Origin of the sequence: Candidatus Methylospira mobilis (assembly GCF_009498235.1) — a bacterium.
Classification (GTDB): Bacteria; Pseudomonadota; Gammaproteobacteria; order Methylococcales; family Methylococcaceae; genus Methylospira; species Methylospira mobilis.
Genome location: NZ_CP044205.1, coordinates 2,912,151 through 2,931,950 on the forward strand (window position 1 = coordinate 2,912,151; position 19,800 = coordinate 2,931,950).

General features: G+C 53.9%; 17 protein-coding genes, 2 tRNA genes, 1 rRNA gene and 2 pseudogenes. 6 read left to right on the plus strand and 16 right to left on the minus strand.

All coding sequences use genetic code 11. The features are described from left to right. Positions 1 to 210: 210 nt before the first annotated feature. The 6 genes from F6R98_RS13235 to F6R98_RS13260 all read right to left on the minus strand — a co-directional run bounded on the left by F6R98_RS13235 (position 211) and on the right by F6R98_RS13260 (position 5,394). A tRNA-Ala gene (locus F6R98_RS13235) sits at positions 211 to 286 on the minus strand. Between the two features lie 48 nt (positions 287 to 334). Then, positions 335 to 411: transfer RNA gene (locus tag F6R98_RS13240), tRNA-Ile, on the minus strand. Positions 412 to 504: 93 nt separating this feature from the next. Then, a 16S ribosomal RNA gene (locus tag F6R98_RS13245) occupies positions 505 to 2,040 on the minus strand. A gap of 363 nt (positions 2,041 to 2,403) precedes the next feature. After that, positions 2,404 to 3,855 carry a porin gene (locus F6R98_RS13250; RefSeq protein WP_153249438.1) on the minus strand — a complete coding sequence of 484 codons (1,452 nt, stop codon included), beginning with the start codon at positions 3,853 to 3,855 and terminating at the stop codon, positions 2,404 to 2,406. 226 nt (positions 3,856 to 4,081) lie between these two features. After that, positions 4,082 to 5,059 (minus strand): malate dehydrogenase, encoded by a 978-nt coding sequence (locus F6R98_RS13255; protein WP_153249439.1) that lies wholly within the window; start codon positions 5,057 to 5,059, stop codon positions 4,082 to 4,084. Between the two features lie 131 nt (positions 5,060 to 5,190). Continuing rightward, positions 5,191 to 5,394, minus strand: coding sequence for a heavy-metal-associated domain-containing protein (locus F6R98_RS13260; protein WP_153249440.1), 204 nt, complete (start codon positions 5,392 to 5,394; stop codon positions 5,191 to 5,193). A 177-nt stretch (positions 5,395 to 5,571) separates the two neighbouring features. On the opposite strand from F6R98_RS13260, the gene lpxD reads away from it, so the two are divergent. Beyond that, positions 5,572 to 6,636, plus strand: a complete 1,065-nt coding sequence (gene lpxD, locus F6R98_RS13265) for a UDP-3-O-(3-hydroxymyristoyl)glucosamine N-acyltransferase (protein ID WP_153249441.1) — start codon at positions 5,572 to 5,574, stop codon at positions 6,634 to 6,636. A gap of 343 nt (positions 6,637 to 6,979) precedes the next feature. Here lpxD and F6R98_RS13270 read toward each other — a convergent pair whose 3' ends face one another. From F6R98_RS13270 to F6R98_RS13290, 5 genes are all read right to left on the minus strand, one after another. Next, complete coding sequence (locus F6R98_RS13270) at positions 6,980 to 7,426, minus strand: toll/interleukin-1 receptor domain-containing protein (RefSeq protein WP_194269933.1); 447 nt, start codon at positions 7,424 to 7,426, stop codon at positions 6,980 to 6,982. Positions 7,427 to 7,742: 316 nt separating this feature from the next. Then, positions 7,743 to 7,952: a hypothetical protein gene (locus tag F6R98_RS13275; RefSeq protein WP_153249443.1), complete on the minus strand. Its 210-nt coding sequence runs from the start codon at positions 7,950 to 7,952 to the stop codon at positions 7,743 to 7,745. Positions 7,953 to 8,426: 474 nt separating this feature from the next. Next, positions 8,427 to 8,948, minus strand: a complete 522-nt coding sequence (locus tag F6R98_RS13280) for a hypothetical protein (protein ID WP_153249444.1) — start codon at positions 8,946 to 8,948, stop codon at positions 8,427 to 8,429. Further along, positions 8,945 to 10,081, minus strand: coding sequence for a succinyl-diaminopimelate desuccinylase (gene dapE / locus F6R98_RS13285; protein WP_153249445.1), 1,137 nt, complete (start codon positions 10,079 to 10,081; stop codon positions 8,945 to 8,947). The genes F6R98_RS13280 and dapE overlap by 4 nt, the downstream gene beginning before the upstream one ends. After that, on the minus strand, positions 10,078 to 10,422 hold the full coding sequence (locus tag F6R98_RS13290) for an ArsC family reductase (protein WP_153249446.1): 345 nt from the start codon (positions 10,420 to 10,422) through the stop codon (positions 10,078 to 10,080). Before F6R98_RS13290 ends, dapE begins: the two co-directional genes overlap by 4 nt. Before the next feature lie 10 nt (positions 10,423 to 10,432). Here F6R98_RS13290 and F6R98_RS21645 point away from each other — a divergent pair, with 10 nt between their 5' ends. After that, positions 10,433 to 10,747, plus strand: a complete 315-nt coding sequence (locus F6R98_RS21645; protein WP_194270262.1) for a hypothetical protein — start codon at positions 10,433 to 10,435, stop codon at positions 10,745 to 10,747. A gap of 110 nt (positions 10,748 to 10,857) precedes the next feature. Continuing rightward, positions 10,858 to 11,034, plus strand: a pseudogene (locus F6R98_RS22095) (IS630 family transposase); the annotation flags it as partial. 164 nt (positions 11,035 to 11,198) lie between these two features. On the opposite strand, the pseudogene F6R98_RS22820 reads toward F6R98_RS22095, so the two are convergent. Then, positions 11,199 to 11,414, minus strand: a pseudogene (locus tag F6R98_RS22820) (Arm DNA-binding domain-containing protein); the annotation flags it as partial. A gap of 142 nt (positions 11,415 to 11,556) precedes the next feature. Then, a complete protein-coding gene (locus tag F6R98_RS13305; protein ID WP_320412177.1) occupies positions 11,557 to 11,808 on the minus strand; it encodes a TOBE domain-containing protein in 252 nt (83 codons plus the stop codon). 426 nt (positions 11,809 to 12,234) lie between these two features. On the opposite strand from F6R98_RS13305, the gene F6R98_RS13310 reads away from it, so the two are divergent. The 3 genes from F6R98_RS13310 (at position 12,235) to F6R98_RS13320 (ending at position 13,534) form a co-directional block, all read left to right on the plus strand. Beyond that, the gene (locus F6R98_RS13310; protein WP_153249449.1) at positions 12,235 to 12,690 is read left to right on the plus strand and encodes a hypothetical protein; all 456 of its coding nucleotides are present in this window, start codon (positions 12,235 to 12,237) and stop codon (positions 12,688 to 12,690) included. 43 nt (positions 12,691 to 12,733) lie between these two features. Continuing rightward, positions 12,734 to 12,895 carry a hypothetical protein gene (locus tag F6R98_RS13315; RefSeq protein WP_153249450.1) on the plus strand — a complete coding sequence of 54 codons (162 nt, stop codon included), beginning with the start codon at positions 12,734 to 12,736 and terminating at the stop codon, positions 12,893 to 12,895. A 141-nt stretch (positions 12,896 to 13,036) separates the two neighbouring features. Next, positions 13,037 to 13,534 (plus strand): ATP-binding protein, encoded by a 498-nt coding sequence (locus F6R98_RS13320; RefSeq protein WP_153249451.1) that lies wholly within the window; start codon positions 13,037 to 13,039, stop codon positions 13,532 to 13,534. A 114-nt stretch (positions 13,535 to 13,648) separates the two neighbouring features. Here the strand turns inward: F6R98_RS13320 and gndA are convergent, their stop codons facing one another. Genes gndA through F6R98_RS13335 form a run of 3 tightly spaced genes read right to left on the minus strand, consistent with a single transcriptional unit; the run spans position 13,649 to position 19,795 of the window. Continuing rightward, entirely contained in the window at positions 13,649 to 15,163 is a 1,515-nt protein-coding gene (gndA, locus tag F6R98_RS13325) for an NADP-dependent phosphogluconate dehydrogenase (RefSeq protein ID WP_153249452.1), read from the minus strand. Continuing rightward, positions 15,156 to 16,655, minus strand: coding sequence for an efflux transporter outer membrane subunit (locus F6R98_RS13330; protein ID WP_153249453.1), 1,500 nt, complete (start codon positions 16,653 to 16,655; stop codon positions 15,156 to 15,158). The genes gndA and F6R98_RS13330 overlap by 8 nt, the downstream gene beginning before the upstream one ends. Positions 16,656 to 16,663: 8 nt before the next feature. Continuing rightward, positions 16,664 to 19,795 (minus strand): efflux RND transporter permease subunit, encoded by a 3,132-nt coding sequence (locus F6R98_RS13335; RefSeq protein ID WP_153249454.1) that lies wholly within the window; start codon positions 19,793 to 19,795, stop codon positions 16,664 to 16,666. Positions 19,796 to 19,800 lie beyond the last annotated feature (5 nt).

A 19,800-nucleotide genomic window follows, 5' to 3' on the forward strand; every position in this document is an offset into this window, starting at 1 on the left:
AGTTTGTTAAAGATCGGTCATGCAATGATGACTCGTAAGCGTGTCTTCTTTCCGCTATGTATCGGTCTTTTTATCGCTGCTTTACGCGCTTTTCTTCGCGCTTTCTGCAACAATGTTTCCGTACAATGCATAATGCCCCGCTTACGGCTCATCACTTCTTGAAGTAAAGGCTTTTCACCTGTACAAGACTTTCGACTCTTTCGCTGAGTCTGGTGGAGCCAGGGAGGATCGAACTCCCGACCTCCTGCGTGCAAGGCAGGCGCTCTCCCAGCTGAGCTATGGCCCCGTCTAGGCTTTCCAAGTTTGTTCCGCTCCTGGCTTTCTGCGCCGCCAGTGGTGGGTCTGGGAGGATTTGAACCTCCGACCTCACCCTTATCAGGGGTGCGCTCTAACCACCTGAGCTACAGACCCAAGCGCGGTTTTGGCTTTTTTGCTTCTTTACTTCTCGACTTTTTCTGCGGTCAGATAATGGATTGTGGCTTCCTGCGCCGGGGGCCGGCTTATTAAGGAGGTGATCCAGCCGCAGGTTCCCCTACGGCTACCTTGTTACGACTTCACCCCAGTCATGAATCACACCGTGGTAAGCGCCCTCCTTGCGGTTAGACTACCTACTTCTGGTGCAACCCACTCCCATGGTGTGACGGGCGGTGTGTACAAGGCCCGGGAACGTATTCACCGCAGCATTCTGATCTGCGATTACTAGCGATTCCGACTTCATGCAGTCGAGTTGCAGACTGCAATCCGGACTAAGATCGGCTTTCTGGGATTGGCTCCACCTCGCGGCTTCGCTGCCCTCTGTACCGACCATTGTAGCACGTGTGTAGCCCTGGCCATAAGGGCCATGATGACTTGACGTCATCCCCACCTTCCTCCGGTTTATCACCGGCGGTCTCCTTAGAGTTCCCACCTTTACGTGCTGGCAACTAAGGACAAGGGTTGCGCTCGTTACGGGACTTAACCCAACATCTCACGACACGAGCTGACGACAGCCATGCAGCACCTGTGTTCGCGTTCCCGAAGGCACTCCCGCATCTCTGCAGGATTCGCGACATGTCAAGGCCAGGTAAGGTTCTTCGCGTTGCATCGAATTAAACCACATGCTCCACCGCTTGTGCGGGCCCCCGTCAATTCATTTGAGTTTTAACCTTGCGGCCGTACTCCCCAGGCGGTCAACTTATCGCGTTAGCTGCGCCACTGACAGCTCAATTGCCACCAACGGCTAGTTGACATCGTTTACCGCGTGGACTACCAGGGTATCTAATCCTGTTTGCTCCCCACGCCTTCGCACCTCAGCGTCAGTGTTGGTCCAGGTAGCCGCCTTCGCCACTGGTGTTCCTTCCGATCTCTACGCATTTCACTGCTACACCGGAAATTCCACTACCCTCTCCCACACTCTAGCTTGCCAGTTTCCAATGCCGTTCCCAGGTTAAGCCCGGGGCTTTCACATCAGACTGAACAAACCGCCTACGCGCGCTTTACGCCCAGTAATTCCGATTAACGCTCGCACCCTCCGTATTACCGCGGCTGCTGGCACGGAGTTAGCCGGTGCTTGTTCTGGTGGTAACGTCAATGTCCAGGGGTATTAACCCCGAACCCTTCTTTCCACCTCAAAGTGCTTTACAACCCGCAGGCCTTCTTCACACACGCGGCATTGCTGGATCAGGCTTCCGCCCATTGTCCAATATTCCCCACTGCTGCCTCCCGTAGGAGTCTGGGCCGTGTCTCAGTCCCAGTGTGGCTGGTCGTTCTCTCAAACCAGCTAAGGATCGTCGCCTTGGTAGGCCTTTACCCTACCAACCAGCTAATCCTACGCAGGCTCATCCACCGGCGGGAGGTCTTGCGAGCCCCCCCTTTCCCCCTCAGGGCTTATGCGGTATTAGCTCGAGTTTCCCCGAGTTGTCCCCCACCCGTGGGCAGATTCCTACGCGTTACTCACCCGTCCGCCACTCGTCAGCGCCCGAAGGCCTGTTACCGTTCGACTTGCATGTGTTAAGCATGCCGCCAGCGTTCAATCTGAGCCATGATCAAACTCTTCAGTTTAATTGCAAGGCATCAGGTCTAAACCCGACGCTTTTATCTTTTCTTTCTTTTGGCCAAAGCAATCAACACAGGCTTCGCCTGCATCGCATCCCTTTCGCCGATTTCTTACGCCTTACCCAACGCAGGAAACCACATCCATTATCTGTCCGCTTTTTTAAAGAACCGTTCGTTTTGATCTACTGCCGAACTGAGCCGCTCATTATACAGGAGCTCACACACGCGTCAACTATTTTTTTACATTTTTTTCTGGCGTTTTTCTGTAACACACCGCATATCTCTCAATAACAACAACTTACACCAAACAGTAAAAAAGCGCCTCTCGGCGCTTTTTTACTGCATCACTCAACTAAGCGCACAAGGTGCTTAGAACATAATGATGGCATCAGTTGAAAACAGGAACTGCGTCGTCTGCGCAGCACCGCTGCTGTTATAACCGAATGGAGAATACCCCGGAGTTCCCGAACCAGCCAGACTCGATGAGCTGATCCAGTCAAAACGCGCATTCGGACGCACCGTCAGCCACTTCAGCGGCTTCCAGTTCAATCCAAGCGTTACTTCGTAATAACTGGCCGACAGATAGCTGGCCGTATAGTTCGCACCGACAAAGTTAGTCATACTACCGTTATTCGGATTATTGGGATTTAAACCTGCCGCAACACGGCCCGGCGCCCCAACCCTGAAACCATCATTATCCCGGAACCACTCCACACGCAGGCCGGCACCCAAACCTTCCATCACGTCATAGAACAGATCACTATGAATTCCGTACCACTGCGGATTTTGACTGGTCGCAACCGCGATATTACACGCCGCGATCCCGTTGCTGCCGCCGGAACAGACATTATTTGCGAAACCATGATCATGCTGCAGAACAAAGTGCAGGTCGTCCATAATATTATGTTTCAGCACCAGACTGTACATGCTCCAAGTCCCGCTATTCGCTGTCGCCGAAGTACCGCCATAAGTACCAGCAGCATTAAACGAGGTCCCCTTATCATCGGTCGTATAGGTCAAACCGGCAATGCCGTCCCAGTTATTCCACTGACCATTATAACCGCCATCCCAGCCGCCAGTGCCGCTGTTGGTGATCACACCACCCATTGCAGCCCAATTACCGTCTATCGCATAATTACCCAGCGCGCCGGTATGTGTGAAAGGTTCGCCGAATTGCATGGTGTAGGCATGGGTGTAGAAAAAGTTATCCGGGGCGGTAACCACTTCATAACCGATCGGGGTATAAAAGTGCCCCAACTTAACGTCGAGGCCGTTACCGATAGGAATGTAGCTTTCCAAATATGCCTGAGGCAGAGCGATGTCGTAATACTGACCGCGTATAATATTCAAGTCCCAGTTGCCGCGCGTTGAATTCACGTTGCCAGTAGTAACGTCCACAGTCGGAATACCATAGGCCTGGGTAAAGATGGAGTCAGTACCGTAGTTAAAGTCGAATCGTCCGCCAAAGTCCCAAGCATCGCCTTCGGTTGCCACAGCACGCTGCAAATACAGATACAACTGATTCAGCTGCGGTATGTCGGCGCGATCGCCAAAGGTAGCGCCGCCATTGAAACCCTGCGTAGTGGACATGCCGTTGCCGTTGGCGTTATAGGTAACGCCGCCGTTTATCCAGCCGCCTATCTTGAACCCGTTATCATGCAGAAATCCCCAACTATTGGGATTCAAATCGCCCACCATATCCAGTAGGCCACTGGCTTCACTGACATCGGTCGCCTGCGCAACCCCACAGGCCAAGCCCATGGCGACTGCGGCCGCCAAGGCCTTCAACCTGAAGCCTTTACTTGTCGAATTATTGGTCATGTTTTTTTCCTCTTGAGATTAATCACGACAGGGACTACGCCATATCTGTTGCTATATGTGCAATAGGTGTGCCATGCATGCAACAACCTATATATCATTAAGATAAATACAAATAAAACATCATCCCGACACCAAGATGCACCTTATTAGTGCATACGCGCCAATAATGAACAAATAACATATACACAATTACAACAGAAAAAAACTTTATTCCAACACATTGCAACTAGAGCAAATGCGCCACCATATCGCGTTCAGCCAGCAATTCGCGCTCACTCAGCGCAAGCCGCTCACGAGCGTGCTGATCCAACTCAAGAGACTGAACAACCTTAACCCGCCTATCATCTATAGTAACCGGGAACGAAAACATCACCCCCGGGGCCACCCCGTATTCACCGTGACTGAGCACAGCCATGCTAACCCAATCGCTCTCCCCGGTTCCGAACAGCCAATTACGCATTTGCGCCAGTGCGGCATTTGCGGCGGAAGCGGCGCTGGAACGGCCTCTGGCGGAAAGGACGGCGGAACCCCGGTTTTGCACCGTAGGAATAAAAACCTCTTGAAACCATGCGCGCCCTACGCGGTCCAGCGCAGGAACCCCTCGCACCTCTGCGTAAGCCAAATCAGGGTATTGATTTGCCGAGTGATTGCCCCAGATTGTCATGCGAACGATATCCGCGGATGAACACATGCACCGCTCCGCCAACAAACCGACAGCACGATTATGATCCAGACGCGTCATCGCCGAAAAATTCGCGGCAGTCAATTCAGTCGCATTGGATAGCGCGATAAGCGCATTGGTATTCGCAGGGTTGCCGGTCACCAGCACCTTGACCGTATGCTTGGCGGCCCGGCTCAAGGCCCGCCCCTGCAACGCAAAAATTTCAGCGTTGACCTGCAATAAATCCTTGCGTTCCTGCCCCTGCCCGCGGGCTTTCGCTCCCAGTAAAAAAGCGATATCGACCTCATGAAAGGCAAGATACGGGTCCGCAGTCTTTACTACATCACTGAGCAACGGAAAAGCGCAATCCCGCAACTCCATCTCCACCCCCGGCAAGGACGAAAGGCTTTCAGGCGTTTCCAGCAACCGGAGCACGACCGGTTGATCGCGACCAAGCAAATCGCCATTAGCCAGTCGAAACAACAGGGAATAACTGATTTGACCGGCCGCGCCTGTAACCGCAATATGCACCGGCGCCTTCACTCGGTCACCATCATTTCCGTCCTTCCTAAAAAACAACTCAGACATCCAAACAAGGGAAGCGCTGCCTGTAAAAGCAAGCCAATCGCTTGATTAAACAGGATTATAAATACGCAAAACCGCACGAATAACCACTAGCCAGGCTGAAAGCCCTTTTCAACAATGACCTGATTGATGCGCTCTGCGCTCAACACGTTTTCATCGTACTCAATTTCCAGGAGCGATGATTTTGCATTGGCCTTGGCGGACACCACGCCAGCCAATGGGAGCAGCGCATTCTGCAAGTTCGTTTCGCATCCGCCACATTTCATACCCTTCACAGTAATTGTGCTTTTCATATCGACTTACTCCTCATAAATAATGAACAACGCCAACATAAAATCAGTTGGAGTCAGTTGGGGCATACATTATAAAACCATTTGCTCGCCGGAGTCGCTGCCAAGCAACTATAGCACTTTCGTTTACCCGCACAACTGAGGTATGCTGGCGACAGTTGGAACTTATTTATTTGCAGCATGCATACGACTTCATCAGAAATTTTTCTGCGTTTTCAAGATCAAGGGCTGATTAGCAGCCATAATGGGGCCTCCACGCTCATTACAGGCATCGCGCCGGTGGAAGATTGCGGCCGGAGCGACCTCGTCTTTATCGACCATCCAAAGTACCTGAGTTTAATCCCGCAAAACCAACCGGCCGCCGTGGTTACGACGGAAGAAATCGCCAACGGTATCAAGCCCGGCGCAACCGCGATACTGATTTCACCCAATGTGCGTCTGGCTACGGCGCTGATCAAGCAGGCCTATGTCGACAGGGACTTCCACCATACCGAATGGCCGCAGATACATCCTTCGGCCGTCGTGCACTCCAGCGTAAACATACCGGAAGATGCGGTGATCGGCCCCGGCGTCGTAGTGGGCGCCAACGTGGTGCTGGGCAATCGCGTCGCATTGATGGCCAATGCGGTGATCGAGTCAGGGGCGGTCATCGGCGATGATACGATGTTGCATCCGGGCTGCGTGGTCAGCCACGGCTGCGAAATCGGCGCACAGGTCATGCTGAAGGCGGGTTGCGTGATCGGCTCGGAAGGTTTCGGCTTCGCCCAGGATGCGCAGCGCCGCAACTACCGCATACCGCATACCGGCAAAGTCATTATCGAAGACCGCGTGGTGATCGGCGCCAACACCACGATAGATCGCGGCACCTACGGCGCGACCATCATTCGCTCCGGCGTCATCATCGACGCGCTGTGCCATATCGGCCACAACGTCGAAATCGGCGAGGATTGCATCATTTGCGCGCATACCGGCATATCGGGGTCGAGCCGCTTCGGCAAGCGCGTGATAGCCACCGGACAGACCGGCGTACTCGATCATGTCACGGTGGCGAACGACTGCGTGCTGCTGCACCGCGCCGGGATCAATAACAGCATCAAGGAACCGGGTCAGTATGCAGGTGGACCGGCACAACCGCTCAAGCAATACCTGAAAAATATGGCGGCAATGACGCGCTTGTCGGAAATGTGGTCGCGGCTTAAGCAGCTCGAGAAAAAGGTGGCGGCGCTTAATTCCGGTGAGGGGTGAGCGGAGCGGCATTCCGTTAAGATAAAAGTTTTTCCGTTCGTCATGAGCTTGTCGAAAGCCGAACGGAAAAACATAACGCATTGACGATAAAGCCATTCCCGGCTCGACAAAGCTCTCCTGGCTGAGTCGAAGGACTCACCGCGAACAGCCTTACCTCGCTTAACGGAACTGAACGGAGCGGGCAGGGTTAGTGTATTAATTTCGGGCGTTGCTGCTCGCAAGTTTCCGCAGTTCCGGTTCCATCTTTTTCATCAGTTCCATCATGTAATGCTGGCGGTTGGCGTTGAGGATAGGCGGACCATCGGTTTCGCGGAAGTTTACCAAATCAATGAAGGAAAAGCCGTTACCCTTTTGCGCCTCGCCGAACGGATCGCCACGCGGCTTGAAAAATTGCAGGCGGGACAACTCTTCGTCCGATTCGAACCGGCAAGACGCAAAATAAATCGGCGCAATCAACAGTCTGCTCCCACCGTTCCAGCGCCGAGCCAAACTCCTTTTCGCGGATGTACTGCGAATTCATAAATTCCTGACTGACCAGCAACACCATAACGTCACAATCAGAAACCTTGCCCTGCAAATACTCATCCCATGCCGCACCGATGGGGATTGCATTATCGTCAAACACCTGAACTTCCACATCGGGAAGTTGGATATATTGACCTAAATCGGTTTTGAAAACGTGGAAATAATCCCTTTGCGCATGGGAATAGGAAATGAAGATGCGCAACGGTGACGGACTGACCCGATCAGGCGGGCGGTTTGCGTGTATGCCGTCCAGCAGTTCCAGCACATTGACATCGGCATAACTCTGCGAGCATTTCCACTTCCGTATCCCGTCCGCCTTGAAACGCAGCAGCATCTTTAGCTCGTAGGAATTAGGTTCGAGCCGAGTCAGACATTGTGCACAGTTGCACGGCACCAGTTTTTCGACCTTTTCCTTTAGCCCTTCAGTCCAGCCAGCGGGGTCAGGTCAATTAATTCATAGATTTTTTCATAATCACCCGCCAATCGAAGCAGCTTTAAACTTATCAAGTGAGAGAAAGGATTTGGTTGTACCACTACACCGAACAAGCTTTTTTTGACTCTTAAACCGGACTACGAAGGCGTCAGGCTCCGAATATCGTTGGCAGCACCGGTATTCGGAGTTTTTTCCACTCACCGTCTTCCCACCAATATGAAGAAAACGACAAAGCCTCCAGCCAAGCCAGCTCTCCAATTTCAACCGGCACTTCAGTCAGGCCACAGTTGCCCAAATCCAGAAACGTAGCGCGGGTTTGCTTGTTTTCTTCGATAAGACGCTGAGCTAGTTCGGACATCAGGCTGATTCCTTATTCGATTTGGTCAACAATAAATTCCCGTAACCGAGTGCGTCGGAAAGCCGTGCGTCGGAAAGCCGTGCGGTGGATGCGCTACGCTTATCCACCCTACGACAGGCCTGCTTTACCGGTTAATTTAAGGGCATAGACAAAAAAATAACCATGCCAGTACCCTTCCGTGACGTTACAAAAAGGGCTGCGGGTAAGGTTGGCGGGACCGTCTGCGGCAGGGATGCCGCAGTCGAGCCCCCATGGAAGGGTTTACTGCGCGGTTGATCTACCGACACGCTTCCGCGTGTCTCGACAGCCTGACCCGCAGACCCAAGGCCGATTGCAGAAGAATAGCTATTGAATGTTGTAAAGCCGTTCACGCTTCGACAAGCTCAGCACGAACGGCTTGTGGTTCTATAGCCCTCACAGCAAAGGAACTTCTCTAAAGTTGTCGTGAAAACCAGCCGAACCCGAACCCAGCCGCTATTCCGTAGTACTCAGCACCTGAGAGTTAAGCCGGGTCAGCTTCAGCTTTCCGTCGACACGCACAATTTCCATCTGCTCGTTGGCGATGGTCTTGATGGTTTTGGCCTGGGTCACCAGGGTTTCAAAATTAATATCGGTGACTACCGCCTTGTCGGCTCCCGACACATGCACGGCCACATCCTGCCGCCGCACCTTGTACTCTCCTGCGCTGGACAGCGTTGCCTCCATCAGCCGGCGATAATCCTCGAAACCGAAATTCATCGGCTGCGGCCCCTGAGGGGTTGGCGCCAGCACAACCACCTGCGCCGTTGCATCGAAGTGCGCCATGACGCCATTCACGTTTTTCTGCATGGCCTGATCGTCCAACTGCTGCAGAAATTGCGTCACCTGCTGCTGCGTCAAGCCGGCGGCAGCCTCCGCTTTATGTTTATTAGCGGCTAACGCCGGCTGGTTGCCAAAAAGCAGCGCTGCCAACATTGCGCCGATTACCATTCCTGTTTTTGTTTTAATAGTTTTCATTGATTACGCTGCAAAAGATTGAACAAAATTCCGCGATAAATATGAACCAGCGCGCCGATATCCGCAACCGGCACGCATTCGTTCGCCTTATGTATGGTGCCGTTAAGCGGCCCCAGTTCGACCACCTCAGCGCCGGTCGGCGCGATAAAGCGCCCGTCGGAAGTGCCGCCGCCTGTATCGCGGCGCGCCGGTTTTCCGATTAGCTGCTGCAAGGCCTGCTGAACCGCATCCAGCAAACGCGTGCCGGTGGTCAGGAAAGGCGATCCGGATAAGCGCCAGTTCAGTTCGTAACGCAAGCCCTGTTTATCCAGCATGTCCTCCACGCGCTGTTTCAAATCCTGCTCGGTCACCGCCGTTGAAAAGCGGAAATTGAACTGAACGCGCAGACTGCCCGGTATCACGTTTTCCGAACCGGTTCCGGCCTGTATATTGGAAACCTGCAAACGCGTCGGCGGGAAAAATTCATTGCCGTTGTCCCAAACCGCGGTCGTCAACTCCTGCAGCACCGGCGCAAAACGATGTATCGGATTTTCCGCCTTGTCGGGATAGGCCACATGCCCCTGCACGCCCAACACCTGCAACTCGGCGCACAGCGAACCGCGCCGCCCGACGCGCACCACATCGCCCAGCGACACGAAGCTGGACGGTTCGCCGACCAGACACCAGTCGATTTTTTCAGCGCGCGCAGATAACACCTCGACCGCTTTGACCACGCCGTCCGCGCCGGTGCCTTCTTCATCGCTGGTGAGCAATAGCGCGATAGACCCGTCATGATCGGGGCAATTGGCGATAAAACACTCCAGCGCCACCACCATCGCCGCGATGCTGCTTTTCATATCGGCCGCGCCGCGCCCGTACAACACGCCGTCGCGAATTTCAGGCTCGAACGGATCAGAAGTCCAGGATTCGAGCGGGCCCGGCGGCACCACATCGGTATGCCCCAAAAACACAAACAACGGCCCTTGCCGGCCGCGCCGTAGCCAGAGATTGCGCGTCTGTCCGAAGTCCAGCCACTCGACCGTAAAACCCAATGGCTGCAGACGCTCCAAAACGATAGACATGCAGCCTGCGTCATCCGGCGTCAACGAGCGGCGGCACATCAGCGCCTGAGTCAATTCCAGCGCAGCCGTCATCGTTTCAACTCCGCAGCATACTTCTCCGGCGTGAATCCGACCACAATTTTCGAATCGCTATTCAACACAGGACGTTTGATCAGCGCAGGATGCGCCAGCATCAACGCCAGCGCCTTCCCGCGATCGACATCGGCGCGCTGCTCATCGCTTAAGCCGCGCCAACTGGTGCCGCGGCGATTCAGCAAAATTTCCCAACCCGCCGCACGCTCAAAGCTTTCCAGCAAAGCCGCATCCAGTCCATCCACCCTGAAATCGTGAAAACGGTATTCGATACCTTCGGCGCTCAGCCACGCGCGCGCTTTTTTAACCGTATCGCAGTTTTTAACTCCGTAAAGCATCATAGATCTAATTATGTTCTCTAAAAATATGGCGGTTTCCGAAAGGCCATCCGGCTTGAGCTGGCAAATTTTAATAAGCCAACGAATATTGACAGGTTACAATCCAAACCCAACAGACTACCGGTTTCAACTCCATAGTTTAAGCGATCGTGCAGCCGTTTTGGCAAAATCCGAAATGGGAAAATCGATGTGTCTGATATTTCGTCATCCACTTTTTGAGACCATTGCCGGCGCTGGAAAGGTCACACTGCGCTTAACCGATCATGCGCTGAATGGCGCTTGTTCTGCAAGGCCCGGCGAAACGACGCTGGGTGTTATGGGGAGTTAGCTAAACGCCTCAAAACTCGACCTAACACGATCATTAAATGGCGGGATCGCTTTGTTTCCAAACAACTGGAGGAGCTGGAAGATCAAGCCAGACCGGGAGCGCCACGACAGTTACATTTCCACTTTACGCCGACGTCGGCCAGTTGGTTGAACCAGGTGGAAATCTGGTTCGGCATCCTAAGCCGGAAGGCGTTGCGGGGCGGCAGCATTTCCAGCATCGCCGATCTAAGAAATGCCATTGAGGCGTTCGTTGCCAAATAGGCTCAAAATCCGCGCCCCTTTAAATAGCGCAAACGAGATGTGCGAGGTAGCCAGCTCAAGAACACTATCGTTAATTTAAGAGATTAAGCACTAGTAAGTGTGTCCGCCTAACCATCGTGGAAATATACTCTTGTACTGCCAGCAACTCCCTTCAGGGCTGGAAAGCGAGCTAAAATAATCTTCCACGTCTGTTAGTCTTGAGCACTTATTCCGTAACAGTAGGCAGGGCCAAGTGATCCCGCCCTGCTAACCAGCCGGCGTGCCAGTTCAAAAAACGTAATCCGGGACTCATCCTGCTGAGCCTTTACGAAGCAAGGGAAATACGCTTCGAGGCTGAATGTTCCAATCGTAATCTTCCGATTAATCTCTTCGCGCAGAGCCGAGCCGTATTTGACGTCGTCCGGCGATAGCGTAACGCGGTGCGTTTTTCGATACTATGTCACCAGGACAACCGATTAAACAGTTCTTGCCGAAATGTCTCATGCTTACTTAGCACGCACCATGAGAAATAGTTTTCACGGCACAGTTTTACTGGCAGGAAAAATCGGATTATCCGTCTACGGCAACGATGACGTCAGATGCATTAATAATCGCGTAAGCGCTGCCACCTATGGTTAAGCCAATGTTCTCGGCGGAGCTTTTGGTGATGATAGAAACGATTTCCACGCCGGGAGACAGCTCAATGAAGACTATGACTTCTGTGTCAACAACGCCATTTGTGATCACATTCGCGGTGCCTTTAAGAATATTACGTGCGCTCAGTTTCGGTGCTATGGTTTCACCTGCATAGTTAGGTTTAATTCATCAAAAAACGCCGCTACTTTCGAGGTCATCGAGTCCACATGATAAAGCATTGCATGATGTAGTGGGTTATTTGCGTAATTGATGGGACAAAATGAGTCCTATTGTCCGATATCAAAATGGACGCTCCAAACGTGACGCGGCTCGCAACCAACTTTTACCCTTGAACATTAAGACAAAACAACGACATCCCCCTTCTCGCAACACTCCCCACCGATGAATTATTTTACAACATCCCTACCCTAAACCAACAACTTACCGCGCACTTTTTCAAAAAATCTTACAAACTGCCGCCCCAGGAACCTCTGGACCCCGGCAAAATTCCATCCCGGCGAGCACGGATGCGCCGCCGCCCAGAATTTAAACTCATATCGGCCCGAAAATGCCCGGTCCAAGCCAATTTGGCGCTAGAACCCCCATGAACTGGTGGATTTCCTGCTCACCCGCCGGGATATGCTCCCTGCCGAGATCAAGGAGCGTCCGCGCGTCAACTACTCGCCTGCCGCCATCAACAATGTAAATCTCATAGGAGGCAGGAAGGATATCGACTTGTATGCGGAGGTGTGCGAACGGCTCAAAGAGGTCAGAAAACTCAGGCTGAACGCGAAAAGCGCCAACTCTATCCGTGACCGGAAGGATTCTCTGACATCGGCCACGACTTTGCTGTCACTGCCGACCAAGATTCAGGGCGAAGTCCTGAATATGGGCCGAATTCGCACGATCCAGAAAACCACAATCGAGGTTATGAAAGAAGCCGCGCCGGAACTGCAAACCAGATTCATTGAATTACTCGAAAAACGCTTGAGGGGATCGAATGTTTGCGACGATTTTGACTGTATTCGTCATGATTTTCGTGGCTTGGTGGTACTACATAACCGGTAAGGATGACGGAGGGTTGGGGATGCCGTGCATGGTTCTGAGTGACATGAACGCTGAAGTGCTGTTGGCTCAAAACTCCAAAATCTCGGAGTTGTTCTGCAGTAAGTTTCCGGTCGGCGGCGCGGCGGCGATTGCGACTGAGAAGTCTGCTCAGAAAACCAAGGACGTACCGATCAACAAATCTCGATTGAACCAGAGCAAGATTTAATCACAAACCGTCAGCCAAGAACGGCTTAGCAAATGTCGACTTTCAGTTTTCAGGTCACCGTACCTACACCGGACATTGTCACTAACGCATTGGGTACTGGGTGCAGATAACACCTTTTCCTGGCACTATGCCGCAACTGAGATGATCAACAATGCAATCGACCATTCAGGGTCGCCAACCGTAGCGGTGTATTTGCGAAGGGATCCCATCAATACCTACCTGAAGGTGTCTGACAACGGAGAGGGCGTATTTCTGAAGATCCAGAAGGCGCTAGGCCTGTGGGACGCAAGGGAATCAATCCTTGAGTTGGCGAAGGGTAAACTGACAACCGATCCATCCCGGCACACAGGAGAGGGGATATTTTTCTCATCCAAGGCCGCTGACCAGTTCGATATACTCTCTGGAAACCTAAATTTCGCTCATGAAGCGGATGGTACGGATTGGTTAATGGTCGGTCAAGGTGACGAACCAGGCACCCGTGTACTGATGCGCCTAGCCAATGATAGCGAGCGTACCCTTACATCGGTGTTCGATGCCTACGCAGAGCCAGACGACTTTAGGCGGGAGAGGATGACAACGTCTATAGGAGCAGCCGCAATAATATCATGGGAAAAATTTTGGACAAGCCAAGCCTACTGAAGACACGCCACAGCCCACTAATTAATTGACTTAGTGGGCTGTGGTAGTCCTGAATAGGCGCTGACACGGGCAGAAACCCGTTCCAAACGCTACGAGGCGGTTAATACCCTAGGATCAGCCTTCCACGCGCTGCACGCGCTGCTCCGCTGTCCATTCCAGATGGAAAAAACGTCCGCGCGGCTGATCGGTGCGCTCATAGGTATGCGCGCCGAAGTAGTCGCGTTGCGCCTGTATCAGGTTGGCCGGTAAATCCGCGCTGCGATAACCGTCGTAGTAGGCCAGCGCCGAGCTGAAGGCGGGTACCGGCAAGCCGTTTACAACCGCCAGCGCAATGACTTTGCGCCACGCCGTTTGCCCTTCCGCCAGTATCTGCCTGAAATACGGGGCCAGCATCAGGTTGCCCAGCGCAGGGACTTCCTGGTAAGCCTGGGTAATACGATTCAGGAAGCTTGCCCGGATGATGCAGCCGCCGCGCCAGATACTGGCGATGGTGCCGAAATCAAGCTGCCAGCCGTACACTTTCTGCGCTTCCTTCATCAACTGGAAGCCTTGCGCATAGGCGCAAATCTTCGAGCAGTAAAGCGCGGTACGGATGGCCTCCCCCCACTCTTCGATACCCGTTTGCACTTCTATGGCGGGCCCAGAAAGACAGCTGCTCGCAAAAACGCGTTCCTCTTTGAGCGATGACAGCGCACGCGCAAAAACCGCTTCGGCTATGGCATTGGCCGGTACGCCCAATTCCAGCGCGCTGGAAGCCGTCCACAAACCGGTTCCTTTCTGACCCGCGGCATCCAGTATTTTGTCGACCAGATAGCTGTCGCTTTCCGGATCCTGCTGTTGCAGAATTTCGCCGGTAATCTGTATCAAGTAACTGCCGAGGTCGCCCTTGTTCCAGGCGTCGAACTGCTCGCCAATCTGCTCGGACTTCAAGCCCAGCAGCTTTTTCATCAACCAATAGGCCTCAGAAATCAACTGCATGTCAATATATTCGATACCGTTATGCACCATTTTGACATAATGACCTGCGCCGTCCGGGCCGATATGCGCGGTGCAGGAGAAGCCGCCTTCGACCGGCTTGCCCGGCTCTGCGCCTTCCAGCGGCTGTCCGGTCACCGGATCGACCTTCGCGGCAATCGCGCGCCAGATCGGTTCCAGCGAGGACCAGGCTTTCGCACTGCCGCCCGGCATCAGCGAAGGTCCGAAACGCGCTCCGGTTTCGCCGCCGGAAACGCCGGAGCCTATGAATTCGAAGCCCTTGTCGGTAAATTCGCGTTCTCTTCTGCGCGTATCCATCCAGTGTGCATTACCGCCGTCTACGACGATATCGCCGGGTTCGAGAAATGGCAGCAGACTGTTCAACGCCGCGTCGGTCCCCGTGCCGGCCTTCACCAACAGCACGATTTTTCTGGGGCGTTTTATGTGCGCAACAAATTCTTCCAGTTCTTCGTAACCCAATACGCGATCCACACTGGGTTCATGATCTCTGCAATGGCGGAGAAACTCGCGTGTTTTTTCGGTAGTCCTGTTGAACACCGCCACTTTGTAACCATGATCGGCCATGTTGAGAACCAGGTTTTGCCCCATGACCGCCAGCCCGATCAGGCCGATATCTGCGTATTCATTACTCATGCATCTTACCCTCGTCAGTCGTTGTTTCCACGTTTTTACCGGCCTCCGCTTCCAGCCATTCCTGGTCGGAAAACTTCCAGCCGCCTCCCAATGCTTTATACAGTTGAATTATGACAGTTCGCTGCATCAGCTCGGTTTCGGTCAGCGCCACTTGCGTGGGATAGAGCTGTTGCTGGGCTTCAAGCACCTCGTAATACGAAGCTTTGCCGGCCACGTAACGCTCCAGCGCTACGGTAACCGCATCCTCCAGCGCTTCGGTCGCTATAGTTTGCTGCTTCTTTATTTCAGATAGCTTTTCGCTGTTTATCAGCGCGTTGTCAACTTCTTTAAACGCGTTCAACGCAGCCTGCTTGTATTCCAATTCGGCCTGCGCATAAGCGGCGATGGCCTGATCGTGTTGCGCCATCAGCATTCCGCCTTGAAAAATAGGTCCCGCCAGGGACAAAAAAGCGCCGTACAAGTTCGAGGTACCCGCGGTAAAACCGCTTAGCTCCAGACTAGTTCTGCCCAGAATAGCAGTTAATCCGAGCTTGGGGAAAAATAATGACCGCGCCACGCCGATACGTGCATTGGCTGCGATAAGCTGCTGCTCGGCCTGACGCAGATCCGGGCGCCGTTCCAGCAGCGCGGAAGGCAAACCCGCCGGAATTTGCACCGGCAGCTCTTGCTGCAGCAAACCGATATCCCGTTTTATCGTCCCGGAATTGCGCCCCAACAACAGATTGATCTGGTTTTCCTTGACCAGAATCTGGCGCTCCAAATCCGGGATATGCGCGGCTACCTGCGCTTTTGCAGACAGTGCGCGATCGGTTTCCAGCTTGGAGGCTACGCCGAATTGCAGCCGCTGGGTAAATATCTGCAGGCTGCCGTCGAAAGACTGCGTGGTCTTTTTCGCGATAGCCAGACGCAGCTCCAATTGCAGCAATTCGAAATAGGCCTGGGCGACCGAGCTGACCAGACTGAGCATGATGCCGCGCCGGAATTCCTGACTGGCCAGCATGTCGGCATAGCCCGCTTCCGTGGAGCGGCGTATCCGTCCCCAGATATCGAGCTCCCAGCTCATATTCAACGCGGTCACGATGGGAGAGACGCTCTCTCCTCTCAGGAACGGCGCAGCCATGCCGAAATAACTGTTCTTGCCGTTGCTCAAGCCGACCTGATAACCGATTTGCGGAAACAGCTGCGATTGCGCCTGACGCGCCAGCGCATCGGATTGCTCTATGCGTTGCACAGTGGCGCGCAGATCGTAATTATTCGCAACCGCGCTCTTTATCAATTGTTGCAGCGTCTTGTCGCGAAATACGCCCCACCAGGGCAGATCGGCCATGGATTTAGTTTCCGTCTGCTCAGGGTGATGCGGCAAGCTGGCAGGCTTATCGATTTCCGGGCGCTGATAATCCGGCCCTACCGGGTTCACGCAGGCATTCAGTAACAGCAACAGCGCCGCCAACCAGCTTAAGCGGACCTTAATCGGCAGGATTCCGGGTAACATGCGGCTATTCAGTCCGGCGCCCGATCGCGCGCTTTGCTTCCGACCAGCCATGTTTCCACAACATAATAACTGGCCGGGATCAGCAGTATGCCAATAAAACTCGCAGCCAGCGTGCCGCCGATCAAGGTTACGCCAAGAATCTGACGCTGCTGCGCTCCGGCCCCGCTGGCGAGCGCCAGCGGCAGCACGCCCAATAGAAAAGTGAACGCCGTCATCAGGATAGGCCGCAAACGTACTTTTGCCGCCGTCAAGGCGGCGTCGACCACCGATTTACCGTTTTTCTGTTCCACGCGCGCGTACTCAACGATCAAAATCGCGTTTTTAGCGGCAAGCCCTATCAATGTCACCAGACCGATTTGCGCAAACACATCGTTTTCCAGCCCCATCACGCCCAAGGCCGCAAAAGCGCCGAACATCGCCACCGGCGTTCCCATCATCACGCTGACCGGCAATGCCCAGCTTTCATACTGAGCCGCCAGTATCAGGAACGCCATTAATATCGAAAAAGCGAATACCAGCGACGGCGAAACCCCTTTCGCAGCCAGCTTTTCCTGAAAAGACATGCCCATATAGTCGTAGCCCATGCCGCGCGGCATGGTTTCGGCAAATACTTGCTCCAGCGCCGCCATGCCCTGTCCGCTGCTATAACCCGGCGCCAACGAAATATTGAGCTGGGCCGATCGATAGCCGTTGTAACGCTGGGTGAATTCCGGGCCGTTGCTGCGTTTCATCTCGACCAGCGCCGACATCGGCACCGGCTTGCCCTCGCTGTTGCGCACGTAAAACTGCGCTATTTCATCGGTATCGCCTCTGAATGCGCCGTCCGCCTGCACGTAAACCTGCCAGGTTCGTCCGAAGCGATTGAAATAATTGACGAATGCGCCACCCATATAGACTTGCAGCGTCTTGTATACGCTGGCCAGATCGATACCCTGCTTCAGCACCTGATCGCGGTTCACATCGGCAAAAAATTGCGGCACCGATGGAATGAAAATGGTGTTGACCGAAGAAAACTCGGACCGTTTACGCGCCGCTTCCATGAAGGTTCTGGTATTCTCAGCGAGAAAGCCGACATCCTGCCCCGCCTTATCCTCCAACACGAAGGTAATGCCTCCTGCGGTACCGACGCCCGGTATCGCCGGCGGCGAAAAGGTGAAAACCTGGGCCTCCGGCATTTGCGCGAAGCGCCGGTTCAAATCCTGCATCATTTTCTTTGCGGTCAGCCCTTGCGGATCGCGCTCATCCCACGGTTTAAGCGTAACAAAATAAAACGCGCTGTAGGTGGTCGTCGCCGTACTGAGCAGGCTGAAACCGATGGTGAGGTTAAAACGCTCTATTCCCGGCGTCTGCTTCAAAATCTCGTCGACCCGGCGCGTCACTTCGTCGGTACGCTGTATGGATGCGGCAGGCGGCAGCTGGACGTTGATATAAAAATACCCCTGATCCTCTTCGGGAATGAAACTGGCCGGCAACACGCCACCGAGAAAGCTGCCGCTGGCGGCAAGCAGCCCCAACAGCAGCAACGCAATCGCGAATTTGCGAATAAAAAAACGGCAGGCGCCAATATAACGGACGGTCATACGCTCGAACCAGCGATTAAACGCGGCAAAAAAACGCCCTATTACGCTTTTCGGCTCATCGCGCGGTTTCAACAGCAACGCGGCCAGCGCCGGGCTGAGACTCAATGCATTAAAGCCGGAAATGAATACCGACACGCTGATGGTGATCGCGAATTGTTGGTACATACGCCCGGTAATGCCGGGAATGAACGCGGCAGGGATAAAAACCGCGCCTAAAATCAGCGTCGTCGCAACGATAGGACCCGTCACTTGCTCCATGGCTCTAAGCGCTGCGGCACGCGGCGACATTCCGTGCTCGATGTTGCGCTCCACCGCCTCCACCACCACAATCGCGTCATCCACCACCAGACCGATGGCCAATACCAGACCCAGCAGGGACAGCGTATTGATCGAAAAGCCGAAAAAAGGAAAAAACATGAAAGTGCCGATCAACGACACCGGCACCGCCAGCAACGGAATCAGCGTCGCGCGCCAGCCTTGCAAAAATACAAAAACCACGCAAGCGACCAGTATGACGGCTTCATACAAAGTCTTGACGATTTCCTTGATGCCTTGGGTAACCGCCTTGGTGGTATCAAGCGACACCACATAATCGATATCTTCCGGAAAACGTGTTTTGAGATCTTCCATCAATGCCTTGGCGCGGTTGACGGTTTCTATCGCATTGGAGCCGGGTAATTGATAAATCGCAATGATCGCGGCATTGCCGCCGTTCATGCGCCCGCGTTGCGTGTAGTATTGCGCACCCAGCTCCGCCCGGGCGACATCCCTCATGCGTACGATCGATCCGTCCGGATTGGCTCTGATAATGATGTTTTCGAACTGTTCGCTGGAAATCAATCGTCCCTGCGATCTGACCGTATAGGTAAACTCCTGGCCGGGAGGAGCGGGTTCCGCGCCTATCTGACCGGAAGGGTTCACGGTATTCTGCGCCTGCAGCGCGGTGATAATGTCATTGACGGTGATGTTCAGCTTGGCCAGCGTATCGGGACGCACCCAGAAACGCATCGCATATTGCCCGGAGCCGAACACATTGACCTGCCCGATGCCGGGCAGGCGCGCCAGCGGATCGTACAGATTGATCTGGGCATAGCTGGCCAGAAACAGCGGATCGTAAGTGCTTTTTGGGGAAAACAGCGCAAACAGCGCCAACGGACTGCTGGTGCCTTTGCGTATGGTGACGCCGTAATTGCGGACATCGATCGGCACCTGCGCCTCGGCCTGTGAATAGCGAATCTGCATCAGTATCATATCGGTATTGGGATCGGTCTTGACGTCGAAATCGACCGCCAGACGTATGGAACCGTTGCCGGAGTTGATCGAGGTCATGTACAGCATGTTGTCGACGCCGCTCATCTGCTGCTCTATCGGCGTGGCGACGGCCTGTTCGACCGCAAGCGCGTCCGCGCCGACGTAATTGGCGAGCAGTTGAACCTCAGGCGGGGCTATGCTGGGATATTGCGCCACCGGCAGCTGCACCATCGCGATCAGCCCCAGCAGCACCATGAAAATCGAGATAACGATGGAAACGGTGGGATGTAAAATGAAAAAGCGCGGCATGGCAG